This is a genomic window from Mesorhizobium sp. B2-4-7, from assembly GCF_006442685.1.
Taxonomy (GTDB): Bacteria; Pseudomonadota; Alphaproteobacteria; order Rhizobiales; family Rhizobiaceae; genus Mesorhizobium.
The window spans coordinates 47,386-62,694 of the sequence record NZ_VFVH01000016.1 but is presented as its reverse complement, the minus strand read 5'-3'; the positions used below and the strand labels follow the sequence as shown (position 1 = coordinate 62,694).

The 15,309-nt window shown below is 63.6% G+C and carries 14 protein-coding genes; 8 read left to right on the top strand and 6 right to left on the bottom strand.

Going from position 1 to position 15,309, the window contains the following annotated elements; genetic code table 11:
• Positions 1-27: 27 nt before the first annotated feature.
• Together FJ946_RS29365 and FJ946_RS29360 are read right to left on the bottom strand one after the other, a co-directional pair.
• Complete coding sequence (locus tag FJ946_RS29365) at positions 28-1,593, bottom strand: NAD(P)/FAD-dependent oxidoreductase (protein ID WP_140567483.1); 1,566 nt, start codon at positions 1,591-1,593, stop codon at positions 28-30.
• On the bottom strand, positions 1,580-3,199 hold the full coding sequence (locus tag FJ946_RS29360; RefSeq protein ID WP_140500605.1) for an NAD(P)/FAD-dependent oxidoreductase: 1,620 nt from the start codon (positions 3,197-3,199) through the stop codon (positions 1,580-1,582). The genes FJ946_RS29365 and FJ946_RS29360 overlap by 14 nt, the downstream gene beginning before the upstream one ends.
• 201 nt (positions 3,200-3,400) lie before the next feature.
• On the opposite strand from FJ946_RS29360, the gene FJ946_RS29355 reads away from it, so the two are divergent.
• The 5 genes from FJ946_RS29355 to FJ946_RS29335 all read left to right on the top strand — a co-directional run bounded on the left by FJ946_RS29355 (position 3,401) and on the right by FJ946_RS29335 (position 8,540).
• Positions 3,401-4,201: a class I SAM-dependent methyltransferase gene (locus FJ946_RS29355; RefSeq protein ID WP_140561592.1), complete on the top strand. Its 801-nt coding sequence runs from the start codon at positions 3,401-3,403 to the stop codon at positions 4,199-4,201.
• A gap of 27 nt (positions 4,202-4,228) precedes the next feature.
• The gene (betI, locus tag FJ946_RS29350) at positions 4,229-4,915 is read left to right on the top strand and encodes a transcriptional regulator BetI (protein ID WP_224647079.1); all 687 of its coding nucleotides are present in this window, start codon (positions 4,229-4,231) and stop codon (positions 4,913-4,915) included.
• Between the two features lie 34 nt (positions 4,916-4,949).
• Complete coding sequence (locus tag FJ946_RS29345; RefSeq protein WP_140525481.1) at positions 4,950-6,050, top strand: ABC transporter substrate-binding protein; 1,101 nt, start codon at positions 4,950-4,952, stop codon at positions 6,048-6,050.
• A gap of 106 nt (positions 6,051-6,156) precedes the next feature.
• Positions 6,157-7,233, top strand: coding sequence for an extracellular solute-binding protein (locus tag FJ946_RS29340; RefSeq protein WP_140567485.1), 1,077 nt, complete (start codon positions 6,157-6,159; stop codon positions 7,231-7,233).
• Positions 7,230-8,540: a flavin monoamine oxidase family protein gene (locus tag FJ946_RS29335; RefSeq protein WP_181167727.1), complete on the top strand. Its 1,311-nt coding sequence runs from the start codon at positions 7,230-7,232 to the stop codon at positions 8,538-8,540. Before FJ946_RS29340 ends, FJ946_RS29335 begins: the two co-directional genes overlap by 4 nt.
• Here FJ946_RS29335 and FJ946_RS29330 read toward each other — a convergent pair.
• The 3 genes from FJ946_RS29330 to FJ946_RS29320 are packed head-to-tail and all read right to left on the bottom strand — an operon-like array spanning position 8,504 to position 11,353.
• Positions 8,504-9,577, bottom strand: coding sequence for an ABC transporter ATP-binding protein (locus FJ946_RS29330; protein ID WP_140567515.1), 1,074 nt, complete (start codon positions 9,575-9,577; stop codon positions 8,504-8,506). The two genes, FJ946_RS29335 and FJ946_RS29330, sit on opposite strands and share 37 nt — an antisense overlap.
• Before the next feature lie 37 nt (positions 9,578-9,614).
• Positions 9,615-10,439 (bottom strand): ABC transporter permease, encoded by an 825-nt coding sequence (locus tag FJ946_RS29325; RefSeq protein WP_140525484.1) that lies wholly within the window; start codon positions 10,437-10,439, stop codon positions 9,615-9,617.
• Positions 10,436-11,353: an ABC transporter permease gene (locus FJ946_RS29320; RefSeq protein ID WP_140517906.1), complete on the bottom strand. Its 918-nt coding sequence runs from the start codon at positions 11,351-11,353 to the stop codon at positions 10,436-10,438. The genes FJ946_RS29325 and FJ946_RS29320 overlap by 4 nt, the downstream gene beginning before the upstream one ends.
• A gap of 63 nt (positions 11,354-11,416) precedes the next feature.
• Between FJ946_RS29320 and FJ946_RS29315 the strand changes: the two genes are divergently transcribed.
• Positions 11,417-11,662, top strand: coding sequence for a hypothetical protein (locus FJ946_RS29315; RefSeq protein WP_140567487.1), 246 nt, complete (start codon positions 11,417-11,419; stop codon positions 11,660-11,662).
• Positions 11,663-11,688: 26 nt separating this feature from the next.
• The gene (locus tag FJ946_RS29310; RefSeq protein ID WP_140567489.1) at positions 11,689-13,107 is read left to right on the top strand and encodes an aminotransferase; all 1,419 of its coding nucleotides are present in this window, start codon (positions 11,689-11,691) and stop codon (positions 13,105-13,107) included.
• A gap of 74 nt (positions 13,108-13,181) precedes the next feature.
• Here the strand turns inward: FJ946_RS29310 and FJ946_RS29305 are convergent, their stop codons facing one another.
• On the bottom strand, positions 13,182-14,384 hold the full coding sequence (locus FJ946_RS29305; protein WP_140500615.1) for an aromatic ring-hydroxylating dioxygenase subunit alpha: 1,203 nt from the start codon (positions 14,382-14,384) through the stop codon (positions 13,182-13,184).
• 436 nt (positions 14,385-14,820) lie between these two features.
• Here FJ946_RS29305 and FJ946_RS29300 point away from each other — a divergent pair, with 436 nt between their 5' ends.
• Positions 14,821-15,231, top strand: a complete 411-nt coding sequence (locus tag FJ946_RS29300) for a hypothetical protein (RefSeq protein WP_140517910.1) — start codon at positions 14,821-14,823, stop codon at positions 15,229-15,231.
• Positions 15,232-15,309 lie beyond the last annotated feature (78 nt).

Sequence of the window (15,309 nt, the reverse complement as noted above, 5' to 3'; positions counted from 1 at the left end):
GCGACTGCCGCCAACTGAAACATCGCCTTACCCCTTCATCGCAATGATGCGTCGAGCGGCGTTCAATCCAGGTGCGCCGGAGACGCCGCCGCCGGGATGTGAACCGGCACCGGCGAGAAACAGCCCGTCGAGCGGTGTGTCGTAGCCGGGCCAGCCCGAGACCGGGCGCGAGATCAGCATCTGGTCGGCCTGCAACTCGCCGTGGTGCCAGTGGCCGCCCGGCATGCGGTAGCGCGTTTCGATGTCGGCGGGCGTCAAGAGCTCGGTGTGGCGCACCGTCTTGCCGATGCCTGGCGCGTAGGCTTCGAGCTGAGCCATGATTGCCTCCAGGAATTTCGCCTTGCCGGCGCCCCATCCCTCTTTCAGAGCATAGGGCGCGTATTGCACCGCCGCCGACAGCACGCAGGCGCCGTCGGGCGCGAGCGATGGATCGGCGAGGCTTGGCAGCGTGATCTCCATCACCGGTTCGGGCGAGAACGCGCCGTATTTGGATGGATTGAAGGCGCGCTCGACATGATCGGGCGAGGGGGCGATAACCAGCCGCCCCCTGTGGCCGGCAGCATCGACATTTGTGAATTGCGGGGGCCTGTCGATCGCCAGGTGGAGCTTGGCGACATCACCTTTCATGCGGATGTTGTTCACCTTGCGTACGAAGCCGGTGTCGAGTTCGCGTGGACCGACAAGGTCGAGCAAAGTCGTCGCCGGATTGATCGCGGAGACGGTCGTCCTGGCGCGCAGCACCTCGCCATTGTCCAATGCGACACCGACGGCGCGGCCTTTCTCGACAATGATCCTTGCGACAGGCGCCGATGTGCGGACGCTCACGCCGGCCTTTTCGGCCGAGGCGCGGATGGCGGCGATCACCGCGCCCATGCCGCCCTTCGGCACTATCTGCGCGCCGGCCGCACCGCCGGCCTCGCCGGCCAGCCGGTAATAGAGGCCGAGCAGCGAGGTGGGCGAGCGCGGACCGAGATGGCTGCCGAGCGTCGCGTCGAAGGACAGCAGCCCTTTCAGCCTGATGTCGGCAAGCTGCTCGTCGAGCAGGTCGGCGACGTTCATCAAAAGCACACGCAGGAAATCGCGCATGTCTTCCTTGCCGAGCCTTTTCAGCGCCAGAGCGGTCTGGCCGAGCGCCGCCGTCTCCAGCAGCGACATGCCGGCCAGATCGGGCGGACGACGCGAGAGGAAGGGTTCCAGGATGCCGGCGTAGCGAAGCAGTTGCGCGCGCAACTGCTTCCACGCGGATTGCTCGGACGAACTTGCGCCGGTCAGCGTTTCGCCATAGGCGCGGTGCAGGACCAGCGGGGAGCCGTCCATCGACAGCGCAACCGACGGCGCGAAGTCGTCTGGGGTGATCCGCAGGCCATGCTTCTCCAGCTCCAGCGTCTTCACCACGTCGGCATGCAGGCGGTTCAGCAGATGGGCGATCGACGAGACATGAAAACCCGGCGCGAATTCCTCCGTGCGCGCGGCGCCGCCGAGATCGGCTCCCGCTTCCAGCAGCAGCACCTTGCGCCCTGCCTTCGCCAGCGTGACAGCAGTGACGAGGCCATTATGGCCGCCGCCAATGACGATTGCATCATATGACGTCATGGGCCGGGCTCATATGCGAGGTCGATTTGGCGAGATCGCGCAGGATCTCGGCCGCGGCATTTCGGCCGGGCGCGCCCATGACGCCGCCGCCGGGATGGGTCGAGGAGCCGCACATATAAAGACCGCCGACCGGCGAGCGGTATTGCGCGTAGCCCGGCACCGGGCGGTTGAACAGAAGCTGGTCGAAGGTCAGTTCGCCCTGGAAGATGTTGCCTTCGGTGAGCCCGACCTCGGCCTCGATTTCGCGCGGCGTGCGCACCTCCATGTGGACGATGCGGTCGCGAAAGCCGGGCGAGTAGTCGGCAATCTGCGCGATCACGCTTTCGGCGAATCCGTCGCGATCGGCGTCGGACCATTCATGGCCGTTTACCTTGGGCGGCGCGTATTGCACGAAGCAGCTCATGAAGTGTTTTCCCGGCGGCGCCATCGTCGGGTCGAGCGTCGTCGGGATGACCATGTCGAGGAAAGGATCGGCCGACCAGCGCCCGGCCTTCCAGTCGTCATAGGCGCGCTCCATGCGCTCCATCGAATCGGTGAAATGCATGTCGCCGCGATAGACCGGGGAATCCTTCGGCAGAGCCGGGAATTCGGGCATCGAGTCCAGCGCGATGTTGACCTTGCCGGACGAACCTCGGATCTTGAAGTTCCTGACCCGGCGCAGGAAAATCTCGGGCAGTTCCTTTTCCTCGACCAGTTTCAGGAAGGTTCGCTTCACGTCGGCGTTGGAGACGACGAGCTTGCCACGGATCTCCTCACCGCCGGCCAGCACCACACCCTTGGCCTTGCCGCGGCTCACCAGAACATGGTCGACCTCGGCGCCGGTGCGAATGGTTCCACCCGACGCCTTGAAGGATGCCGCCAGCGCTTTTGTCACCGCGCCCATGCCGCCGCGCGCATAGCCCCAGGCGCCGACCGAGCCGTCGACCTCGCCCATATAGTGGTGCAGCAGCACATAAGCCGTGCCGGGCGACATCGGCCCGAGCGCCGTGCCGATGATACCGGACAAAGCGAAATTGGCCTTGATGACATCGGTCTCGAAATATTCATCGAGGAAGTCCGAGATCGACATGGTCCAGAAGCGCAGCGTCAGCGCCATTTCCTCCGCCGACAGGCCCGCGAATTTCTTGCCCAGATAAAGGAGCTCGCCCAGATCCCGCGGCCGCAGACTGGTCGGGTCGGGCGCGGTGCGCATCAACAGCGGCTGGATGAAACGGCACTGGCGCGTCACGTCGCGCGCATAACGGTCGTAGGCTTCGGCATCGCGTTTCGAGAAGCGCGCAAATTCGCGCCGGTGTGCATCATGGTCCCGGTAATTGGCGAGATAATCGCCATCCCTGGTGAACACCGCGCCGCCCTCATAGGAGATAACCTGCAGGCCGAAGCGCGGCAGTTCGAGGTCGCGCATGATTTCAGGGCGAAACAGCGAACAGACATAGGAACAGTTGGAATAGAGGAAGCCCGACGTCAATTCCCGGCTGGTGGCGGCGCCGCCGACCCAGGGATTCTTCTCCACCACCAGCACGTCGAGCCCGGCGCGCTGGAGATAGCAGGCGTTGACCAGTCCGTTGTGTCCGCCGCCGATGACGATCGCATCCCAAGCTTTCATTTTGGCCCAGTCTTTCCATGCGATCCGCTGTTCATTTTGGCGTAATCCGTCCCCTCAATGCGCGAAATTTGGCACGGTAGTCGTCGTTTTGTCCAGCCGTATTGAATGAATGTTCAACAAATGATGTTGCGTTTTCCCAGACCTGGGCTAGGCTTTGCAGGCGTTCGAGACGGACATTCGTCGATTGGGGATCGAGGGTTGATGATCGAAACGGCCGAGGCCGAGCCGGAGTACGACGGAGCCGCCATCCGCTTCCTCGAGGCGCTGTGGGGCGACGGCTACCTGTCGCCGGGCGGGCCCGACGAAGTCGACCGCGTGCTCGAGGGACTTTCGCTCGCAGGCAAGACCGTGCTCGACATCGGCTGCGGGTCCGGAGGCATCACGCTGCATCTGGTCGAACGGCATGGCGCCGCGCACGTCACCGGCTTCGATGTCGAGCGGCCGGTGATCGAAACGGCCAGGCGCCGGGCAGCCTCCCGCGGGCTTGCCGACCGCGCCAGCTTCATTCAGGCGCCGCCTGGGCGGTTGCCTTTCGAGGATCAGTCGTTCGACGTCGTCTTCTCCAAGGATGCGCTGCTGCATGTCGCCGACAAGGATGCGCTGTTTGCGGAGATATTCCGCGTGCTCAAGGCCGGCGGCGCCTTTGCGGCATCAAACTGGATGATCTCGCATGACGGCGAACCATCACCGGAGATGAAGGCCTATGTCGCCGCCGAAGGGCTGTCCTTCGCGATGGCCTCGCCGGCGCGTTACTCACAGGCGATGCGCCAGGCGGGCTTTGCCGAGATCGCGGTTCGCGACCGCAATCCCTGGTACCGCGAGGTGGCGCGGGGCGAACTGGAAAGGCTGAAGGGGCCGCTCTATCCGACGGTCGCGGCGGCAGTGGGCGCCGCCTATGTCGACAAGAACATACGAACCTGGGAGGCCATGCAGAAGGTGCTTGACAGTGGCGAGCACCGTCCCACTCATCTTCGCGGGCAAAAACCGAAGATGGTCGGCTAGCCGGCGATGTGGAGCATGACCGCACCCATGAAAATTGCAGCACGCCAAGAGCAGTCCGCCGAGGCATCGAGCGAACCCGAGAAACGCGGGCGCAAGGCCTCCAAGGAGGTCAGGCAGCTTCAGCTGATCGAGGCGACGATCGATTCGCTGGCCAAGCGCGGCTATTCGGAGACGACGATGGCCGACGTCGCCGATGGCGCGGGCCTGTCGCGCGGCATCGTCAATTTCCATTTCGAGAGCAAGGAAAAACTGCTGATCGCGACCTTGCAGCATATGTATGACGAGTACTCGGCGCATTGGCGCAATGCCTTGGAGAAAGCGGGGAACGACCCCGCCGACCAGTTGCGGACCCTGGTCGCGGCCGATTTCGACCGTTCGATCTGCAACAAGCGCAAGCTGGCGGCCTGGTGCGCCTTCTGGGGCGAGGCCAAGTCGCGGCCGACCTACCAGGCGCTGAGCAGCGCCCGCGATGCCGTCTACCAGAACATCTTCATCGAGCTTTGCGCGACGCTCAAGCAAAGCGGCGGATATGACTACGAGCCGCAGGTCATGGCGCTGGCGCTCAGCGCGATGCTGGAGGGGCTGTGGCTGCGCTTGATGATGGGCACCGAAGACACCACCCGCGAGAGCGCCTTGCAGGCAGCCAACGAATTCCTGTCGGCCGCATTCCCCAAACATTACCAGGGAGCAGCCGCCACCCGTCGCAAGGCATGAAGCAATCGATAAAATAAAAGAGGATGGAACAGCAATGAAGACATCAATCCAGCGGCTGACATTGGCCCGACGCCTGACATTGACCCTGGCATTGACCGGCGTGCTGGCGGCCTCGGCCGCAGCCCTGGCGGTTGCCGCCGACAAGGACCTGGTCGTGTTCGACTGGTCCGGCTATGAGGATCCGAGCTTCCATCCGAAATATGTCGAGAAGAACGGCGATTCGCCGACCTTCGCCTTCTTTGGCGACGAGGACGAGGCGTTCGAAAAGGTGCGCTCGGGTTTCAAGGCCGATCTCGGCCATCCCTGCTCGCAGAGCGTGGTGAAATGGCGCGAGGCCGGCCTGCTGCGGCCGCTCGACACATCGAAGATCACAGGCTGGAAAGATCTCAATCCCGGAATCATGGCGATGAAGGATCTCGCCACGACCGCGGACGGCAAGGCCTGGTTCATGCCCTGGGACTGGGGCAACACCCAACTCACCTATAATTCCGAAAAGGTCGACGCCAAGGACGTGCAGTCGCTGAAGGCGTTCGCGGATCCGAAGTTCAAGGGCCGGGTGTCGATCGGCGACAATGTCGACGACGCCTATGCGCTGGCGAGCCTCGCCATCGGCGTTAAGGACTGGACCAAGATGACCGACGACCAGTTCAAACAGGCGTCGGATTTCCTGCGCCAGGTGCACAAGAACGTGCGCTCCTACTGGACCGACACAACAGACGTGGTGCAGCTTTTGAGCGGCGGCGAGGTCGATCTTGCCTGGGCATGGAACGACGCCACCGTGCAATCGGTCGCCGCCGGCGTGCCGATCAAAGCCAAGAAGGACACGGACGAAGGCATTTCGACCTGGGTCTGCGGCTATGTGCTGTTCAAGGATGCGCCCGGCAATGTCGACAAGGCATATGATTATCTGAACGCCGTCAACGATCCCGAAACCGCCAAGGTGCTGGTCAAGGACTGGGGCTATGGCCAGGCCAACGCCAAGGGCATGGCCGGCGTCGATCAGGCCGTGCTGAAGGAAAAAGGCTATGACGATGTGCAGAAATTCGTCGATAAGACGCTGTTCCAGTCGCCGGTGCCGTCGCAGCTCAAGCTCAAGATGATCGCCGAATTCGAGAAGATCAAAGCCGGATATTGAGCCGGTTCGGCCGCCCGCCCGCCTGCGGAGATGGTGGGTGGGCTCGCCAAGAGAGGCGAATTCTCATAACCTCGCGGCAGCCTTTCGCGACGGGGGAATTCGCACCATGAAGCCAGTGCTACGCCGCCTTGCCCTTGCCGCCGCCTGCGTGATCGGCGCCGGCGCCGTCTATGCCTGGGCGGAAGGTGGCGGCGACCTCGTCGTGTTCGACTGGTCCGGCTATGAGGACCCGCTGCTGCACCCCGCCTATGCCGCCAAATACGGCGCCGAGCCGACCTTCGCCTTCTTCGGCGACGAGGACGAGGCCTTCGAGAAGATGCGGGCCGGCTTCAAGGCCGACATCGCGCATCCCTGTTCGCAAAGCGTGGTCAAGTGGCGCGAGGCGGGCTTGCTGCAGCCGCTCGACACGTCGAGGATAGCAGGCTGGAAAGACCTCAATCCCGGCATCATGGCGATGAAGGATCTCGCCACCACCGACGACGGCAAAGCGTGGTTCATGCCGTTCGACTGGGGCAACACCTCGCTTCTCTACCGCACCGACAAGGTGACGCCGGAGCAGGCGCAATCGCTCAGGATCTTCGCTGACCCGAAGTTCAAGGGCCGCGTCACCATCGGCGACAATGTCGACGACGCCTATGCGCTGGCGAGTCTCGTCATCGGGCTGAAAGACTGGACAGGGATGACCGATGCCCAGTTCCAGGAGGCGTCCGCCTTCCTGCGCGACGTGCACAAGAACATCCGTTTCTACTGGACCGACGACACCGATCTCAACCAGGCCTTCATCGGCAATGAGGTCGATCTCGTCTGGGGCTGGAACGAGACCTATGTGACGCTGAAGGGGCAAGGCCTGCCGATCGCCATGAACCGCGACAGCAAGGAAGGCATTTCGACCTGGGTTTGCGGTTATGTGCTGATGAAGGACGCGCCGGGCAAGCTCGACCGGGCCTATGATTTCCTGAGCGCCGTCAATGCGCCCGGGGTGTCGGACTATATGGTCAAGACCTTCGGCTACGGCCATGGCAACGGTGCCGGCATGGCCGCAGTCGATCACCAGGTGCTGGCCGACCGCGGCTTCGACGATCTCGATAAATTCCTCGACAAGACGCTGTTCCAACAGCTGGTGGCGCCGGAGCTCAAGCAGCGCATGGTCGCCGAGTTCGAGAAGATCAAGGCCGGCTATTGAACAGCGAATCCGCAAAAGCCGATGTCGTCATCATCGGCGCCGGCTTCTCCGGTCTGTCGGCAGCGCTCGAGCTGAAAAAGGCCGGCGTCGATTTCGTGCTGCTCGAGGCGCGCGACCGTGTCGGCGGGCGCGTCGAATCGGTGGAGATCGGCTTCGGCGAGCGCATCGACAGTGGCGGCCAGTTCCTGTGCGAGGACATGCCGGAGCTGATGGCGCTTGTCGACGCGCGCGGCAGGACGCTTGTCGAAACCCATGTCGAGGGCGCGTTTGTCGCCCAGCCGCCAATCTCCGCCGCCGAGGCGAAGCGAACCTATTCTGGTTCGATGGCGATCCGCGAGCGGATGAACGCGATCGCGCCGGACGATCCCTCGATTGCCGGGCTGACGGTTGCCGCCTGGCTCGACCGGCAGGATGATGCCGATGCCGTTAAGGCAGCCTTCCGCTCGATGATCGAAGGCCTGTGGTGCCTGGCGCTGGAGAAACTGCCGCTCTGGCACCTGATCGACAATGATCGGCGCATCACCAATGAGGTGCCGGAGCTGCAGTATTTCCTGCGCGAGACGATGCAGTCAGTGGCAGAGGACCTGGCCAGCGATCTCGGCGACCGGCTGCGGCTCAACGCAGCCGTTTCGTGCATCGAGCATGGACCGCAAGGCGTTCGTATCGTCTCGGCGGCGGGTGTCATTGAAGCGCGGGCGGCACTTGTCGCGGTGCCGCCGGTCATGGTGGCGAAACTGGGCTTCGCACCCGCCTTGCCCGAATCCCTGGCGAAGGCACTCGGCGTCTGGGAAAGCGGCGCCGTGATCAAGGTGCTGGTGCGCTACCCCGCTGCCTTCTGGCGCCGCCGCGGCTTGAGCGGCATGGTGATGTGGCGCGACCCGCCGGGGCTGTTCGCCTGCGATGCCAGTCCGGATGAAGGCCACGCGGCGCTGGTCGTCTTCGTCGGCGGCCCGCTCGCCCTGCGCTGGGGTGAGCTCGGCGAGGCGGCACTGCGCGCCGAAGTGACCGGGAAACTGGTGGAAGCCCTCGGCCCCGACGCGGCCGAAATCGCGGAGTTCAGCCAGCGCGACTGGACGCATGACCGCTGGAGCGGCGGCGGCTACAGCGACCTCATCGTCGACGTTGCCGCGACCGATGCCGAGCCCGTGCTCCTGGCCGGCGCGCCGCCTGTTCATTTCGCATCGTCGGAGCTGTCGCCGTCATTCCCCGGCTATGTCGAAGGGGCGATCGTTGCCGGGCGCATCGCCGCGCGCAAGATAGTCGCCGACCTTCAGTCGGCCATCGCCACCAGGGCTTCGGGATCGTAGGCAAGGCGGATCGAAGTGCCGACCGGAATGTCGTCGGCGCCGAAATCGTTGGTTTCGGTCACAGAGAGCGGCTTTTCCAGGCCGGGGATCTCGACGATCAGATGGGTGATCTCGCCAAAATAGTGGCGTTCGACCACCTTTCCGGCAACCTCGAACTTGGCCGTCGCGTTGTCCCACAACACGCGCAGGCGCTCCGGGCGGATGCCGAGCGTGGCGCCGCTGCCATTGCGCACGAAGGCCTTTGGCTTGTCGGTCTTCACACGGCCGAAGCCCAGCGTGTCGACGACCAGCGAGCCGCCGTTCTCCTCGACGATCTCGGCCTTGACGAAATTCATGCCGCCGAGGAAGTCGGCAACCTGGCGGTTGACCGGCCGCTGGTAGATCTCCTTGGGCGAGGCGACCTGCGCGATCTTGCCGCCGAACATCACGGCGATGCGGTCGGACATGGCCAGCGCTTCATACTGGTCGTGGGTGACCAGCACGAAGGTGATGCCGACGGCCTGCTGCAGGCGGCGCAACTCGACCTGCATCTGTTCGCGCAGCTTCTTGTCGAGCGCCGACAGCGGCTCGTCGAGCAGCAGCACCTTGGGCCGCATCACCAGCGCGCGGGCGAGCGCGACGCGTTGCCGCTGGCCGCCGGACAGCTCGGTGGCGAGACGCTTGCCGAGGCCGGTGAGAGAGACCTGCGCCAAGGCTTCCACGACGCGGCGCTTCTCCTCGCCGCCCTGGAGCTTCAGCCGCTTCAGGCCATAGGCGACGTTCTGCTCGACATTGAGATGCGGGAATATCGCATAGCTCTGGAACACCATGTTGGTCGGTCGGCGATTGGGCGCAATGCCTTCCATCGGCTGGCCGCCGACCGAAATCGAACCGCTCGTCGGGTTGTCGAAGCCGGCGATCATGCGCAACAGCGTGGTCTTGCCGCAGCCGGACGGGCCGAGCAGCGAGAAGAATTCGCCCTCGCGAATGGTCAAGGACGCATCGTCGAGCGCCTTGAAGGCGCCGTAGCTGCGGGTGACGCCGTTGATCTCGATCATCGTCCGTTCGGACAGGGTTCGTGCGGATGGGGCCTGCTCAGGCATAAAGCCCTCCCTCGTTCTGGGTGCGTCTGGCGGCGCGGCGGCGCAGGATTTCGGCGACGGTCATCAGCAGGAAGGAGGCGACCAGCAGCAGCGTGCCAAGCGCGAGCACGCCCGGCAGTTTCGCCGCGAAGCGCAACTGGCCCCAGATATAGATCGGCAGCGTCGCCTCGGTACCGGTCAGGAAGAAGGCGATGATGAACTCGTCCAGCGAAATGGTGAAGCAGACCAGCAGGCTGGAGATGATTGCCGGCGCCACCATCGGCAGCGTCACCCGCCGGAAGGTGCCGAAGGCGCTCTCGCCGAGGTCGGCCGAGGCCTCCTCGAGGCTGCGATCGAAACCCTCGAAGCCGGAGGTCAGCACCGTCATCGAATAGGGGATGCAGACCAGGACATGGCCGAGCACGACGGTGAACAGGGAGAGGCTCAAGCCGAGCTGCAGCATCACCAGCAGCATCGAGATGGCGACGATGACTTCCGGCAGCACGAGCGGCGCCATGATCAGACCGTTGATGGCCCGCCGGCCGGGATAGCGGTAGCGGGTGATCGAGCGGGCAGCGAGGATGCCGAGAACCGTCGAAAGGACGGACGCCGAGACGCCGACGATCAGGCTGTTCCAGGTGGCGTCGAGCAGCGCCGGCGTGTTGGGCAGGTCCTCGTACCATTTGAGGGTGTAGCCGGTCAGCGGGAATTTCGGTGTGGCCGCAGTGTTGATCGAAAAGATCGGCAGGAAGATCACGGGCAGATAAAGGAAGCCGACATAGAGGAAGGCGTAGGCCGACAGCCAGCCGCCCGGCAGCAGACGTCGCGCCGCGCTCATCGCGCAAGCCTCTGGGCGGCACGGATGACCAGCACCGTGGCGCCGGCCATCAACGTCACGACCAGCATGGTGGTGACGGAAAGGGCGGCGCCCAGCGGCCAGTTCGAGGCCTTGCCGAACTGCGCCTGGATGGCGTTGGCGATCATGACGCCGTCCTTGCCGCCGACGAGTTTGGGGGTGACATAGTCGCCGACCGTCGGGATCATCACGATCAGCGCCGCCGAGATGATGCCTGGCGCCGACAGCGGCAAAGTCACGCGAAGGAACGAACGAAAGGGACCATCGCCGAGATCCGTAGCCGCCTCCACCAGGGTCCGGTCGATCTTCTCCAGCGAGACGAAGATCGGCAGGATGGCGAAGGCCGCCCAGGCGTGGGTCAGCGTGATGATGACGGCGCTCGAATTGTAGAGCAGCGCCGTCGACGGCTCGTTGATGATGCCGAGGCCGATCAGCCCGGAGTTCAAGACGCCGTTATAGCCGAGAATGACCTTCCACGACATCACGCGCAGGAGATAGCTGGTCCAGAACGGGATGGTGATGAGGAACAGCCACAGGCTCTTGTGGCGGCCGCCGTGGAAGGAAATGAAATAGGCGATCGGATAAGCCAGGACGACGGTGAAGAAGCTGACCGTCAGCGAGATATACAGCGAGCGCCACAACAGATCGCGATAGATCGGCTCGGTCAGGGCGACGCGGTAGTTTTCCAGCGTGAAGGTGCGGTCGATGGTCAGATAGTTCTGCGTCCAGAAGGAGTGGGCGATGACCACCAGGATCGGCAGGACCAGGAGGATGAGCGCGTAGAGAAAGGTTGGGCTGATCAGGGCAAAGCCCTGCACGGGTTCGGATTGCAGAAGGGCATTTCGTCTGGCCCGCGTCATGCGCAACGGGGGCGACCCTTCCACCGCCGCCGTCATTGCCAGACTCCGGGGGGCAGGGCTCCGGCTGTGATCTCGGTTGCTGGCCTGGAGCGTCCCGCCATGCGGTATCCCGTTGGACTGGCGCCGGCTGTTTGTTCCCAATTTTGTTTTGGAGCGCGATCGAACGCAAAACCGGTGACCAGTTTTGCTGATCGCGCTCCGAGCTTGCCGGCTTTCTTTCATCATGCCCGCATCCGCGGATTGAAATCAAGCGCTATTTCTGAGATATTGATTGAACGGACATTCAAAATTGTGGGGAGTATGCCGGAAATTTCCGGCATTGCCGGCCAAATTTCGAAATCCTGAATTCGACAAGTGATGTGGAGACGACAATGGCGGCTGCGAGGGACCTGAAGGCGAGCGAAATGGCCGGAGCCGGAGCTGCCGATGCCGTCGAGTTGGCCAGGCGCCATCTCGTCCAGCCTTGGCCGTATGCCGGTTCGGTCGGCGCGGAAGCGCGCGCGCTGATCGGCGAAGGCGACGGCATCTACATCACCGACGGCACCGGCAAGCGGTTGATCGACGGGCCGGCCGGCATGTGGTGCGTCAATGTCGGCCATCGGCGCGAGGAGCTCGCCAGGGTGATGTACGACCAGGCGATGGCACTGTCCTACAACACGCCGTGGTACACGATGAACGCGCCGTCGGCGGAACTTGCCGGTCGCATAGCAGGTCATGCGCCCGGCGATCTCAGCCACGTCTTCTACACCACAGGCGGCTCCTCGGCGGTGGAGACGGCGCTGCGCTTCATGCAGTTCTACAACAATGTGCGGGGCCGGCCGGAGAAGAAGCTGATCCTGTCGCGCGGCGGCGCCTATCACGGCTCGACCTATCTGTCGGCCTCGCTCAATGGCCGCCCGCGTGACCGCGACTGGATGGACGGCGCCGACGAGCTGGTGATCAAGCTGTCCTCGCCCGATCCGTTCCGTCGTCCGCAGGGCATGAGCATGGCTGATTTCACCGACTTCCTCGTCGGTCAGTTCCGCGACACCGTCGCGCGAGTCGGTGCTGACCGGATCGGCGCTTTCGTCGGCGAGCCGGTGCAGGCCTCCGGCGGCGTTATCGTGCCGCCGGACGGCTACCTCAAGCGCATCCGCGAGATCTGCCGCGACAACGACATCCTCTATGTCTCCGACGAGGTGGTGACGGGCTTTGGACGGCTGGGCCATGTCTTCGCCTCCGGCGATGTGTTCGGCATCGATCCCGACATGATCACCTTCGCCAAGGGCGTGACGTCGGGCTATTTCCCGCTCGGCGGCGTCATCATATCGGAACGGCTGCTGGAGGAACTGCGCCGGTCGAACCATCCCGACGCGATGTTCGGCCATGGCCTGACCTACACCTCCCATCCCGTCGGCTGCGCAGTGGCGCTCAGGAATCTCGACCTTCTGGAACAGGGCGTACTTGCCCATACGCAAGCGGTCGCGCCCTACTTCCAGGCGCAGCTGAAGACGCTGGAAGAATTGCCGTTGGTCGGCGAGGTGCGCGGGCTGGGATTGATGGGCTGCGTCGAATGTGTCGCCGACCGCGAAAGCAAGGACCCGCTGCAGCTCGACAAGGATGTCGGCAAACGCATCGACGCGCATTGCCACGAGCTCGGCCTGCTGGTGCGGCCGCTGATCAACATGTGCGTGATGTCGCCGCCGCTAGTCATCACGCGCGAGCAGATCGACGACATGGTCGGCATTTTGCGCGAGGGCATTTCGCGCACGATGGATGATCTCAGGAAAGAAGGGGTGTGGCGGGGATGACGTTCTTTCTTCGCCCCGCATAGGAGGGGGAGAGGAGCGCTCTCACCGATGGTTTCGCCAATTATCGGCGTCGCCTATCCACGCGACCGCAGCGCGTCGTTCAAGTTCCACATGTCCTTCTCCTCCGGCGCCGTTTCGAGCCCAAGCACGGGGATCTGCCTGCGCAGATGGTCGTGGTGGGTGCGCACGCCGTATTCGAGGTCGGAGAGGTAAAAACCCTCGAAGGCTTCCGACAGCATGGATTCGTTCGACCACACCGAAAGCTGGACATCCTCCGACATGGTGTCGCGGTCGATGCGGAAGGAGAGATAGCGGGCCGCAGCCTGCTCGCGGCTTTCGTCGCGATAGCGGTAGATGGCGCCGCGCAGCAGGGTCTCACCCGTCGAAAGCGGGAATTCCTGATAGAACTGCACCGATTCCGGCATCACCGAGAGGACGGCATTGGGGAAGATGCCATAATAGACCCAGGCCTTCTTCAGATAGTCCGGCAGATGCGCCGGCTCCGGCGCGATCTTGACGTAGTTCCTGACGCTCCAGCGACGGCCGGCATGCGGGTTGTAGCTGGCGAAGGAGCGCGACACGCCGTTGACGAAGGGTTCGTCGAAATAGGTCGCGCCATAGAGGTCCTGCAGAGCCGGGTGCGCCATGGCGACGTGATAGCCCTCATTGTCGACGTCGCGCACCGACTTCCAGTTGACCGGAGTTTTCTGGGTCCAGATGCCCCAGGAGGGCACCATGTCGGCGGCCTTGTAGTGCGAGAATTCGGGCTCGATCGGCTTCATCAGCTCGGCGACGGAGGGCTGCGGGCCGCCAGCGCGGAAGCGGATGAAGATGAAGCCCATCCAGACCTCCAGATCGAGCGGCATCAGGCCGAACTCGGTCTTGTCGAGATCGGGAAAGGAACGCGGGCGGGCAGCGCCGCGCAACGTGCCGTCGAGATTGTAGACCCAGCCGTGGAACGGGCACACTAGCGCGTTCTTGCAGTTGCCCTGGCTGTCGGCGACGACACGGCTGCCGCGATGGCGGCACATATTGTTGAAACCGCGCACGACGCCGTCCTTGCCGCGCACGATCAGAGCGCGTTCGCCGACGACGTCCATGGCCAGGTAATCGCCGGCGTCAGGGATGTCGCTGACATGTCCGGCGATCTGCCAGTGGTTGCGGAAAACGTGCTCCTTCTCGAGTTCGAGGAGGGCATCGGAATGGTAGCTCCAGCCAGGCAGTCCCCGCCGGTCCCAATCGTTGGGAATGGCCACGTCACGGAGATGCGGGTTCATAAAACGTCTCTTCTTTTTATTGAATATCCGTTCAATATAATCATATTTTTCATTGAAATGCAATGGCTTGGGGAAACAAGCATATTTTCGAAAGAAAGTTGGCGCGCCGATTTCAATCCAATCCGATGCAATGGCTCGCCCCGAAAACCCCGGAGAATCCGGGCGTTAGCCCGGGTTTCAAAGCTTGGTTCCGGCGTGTTTTCGAAGCAAATCCTGCCAGGAGGGAAGCCGAGACAAAAGGGGCGTCGCCGCACGTCTTGCCCGCTTGCCGGTCCGCCGAGCCGGGATCGGCTGCGCGAGATGCCCACTTGATGTGGTCTGGCCACGGGGCCGTTTCAAGGCGGTTACAATATCAGATTCACGCCAGCTTTCCGCTGATACAGAGCGCGACTAAGTTCGTTTTATCAAAAAAAGAAAGTCAACGAAGGGGATGATGATGCATGCGAAAGTTCAGATTGCCAGCAATGACCGCCGGTCCCAGGCTCCGGAGCGCGTTAGCCGCCGCCCGAAGCTGGCATTGCGCCGGCGCGCCAGCGACCACCCCATGGCGATGTTCATGGCGCTGGCTGCTTGCGCCTTCGCCGGCATGGCGTTCGCGCCGACGGTCGGCCCGGCCTTTGCTTCGCTCAATCCACCGGCCAACGTCGTCGGCGGCGCAATGACCACCACCAGAACCGCACGCCTGCCGATGCCGATGATCGACTTTGCCTGCAAGGGGCAGGCCTGGGGCGCCGAGAGCGCCGATTGCCTGCGGGCCATAGCCGAGCAGTCCGGAGCCCACAAAGCCCGTGCGGTCCGGATGATCGCCAATGCCGCGCCGCTGACCAATACGCCGAATATTTTCTGAGTTCGACTGAAACATGGTTCCGAAGCGGCTCCGCTTTGGAACGTGCCGCGGCGCTCCCCGAGCGCGTCCAGCGCTCCC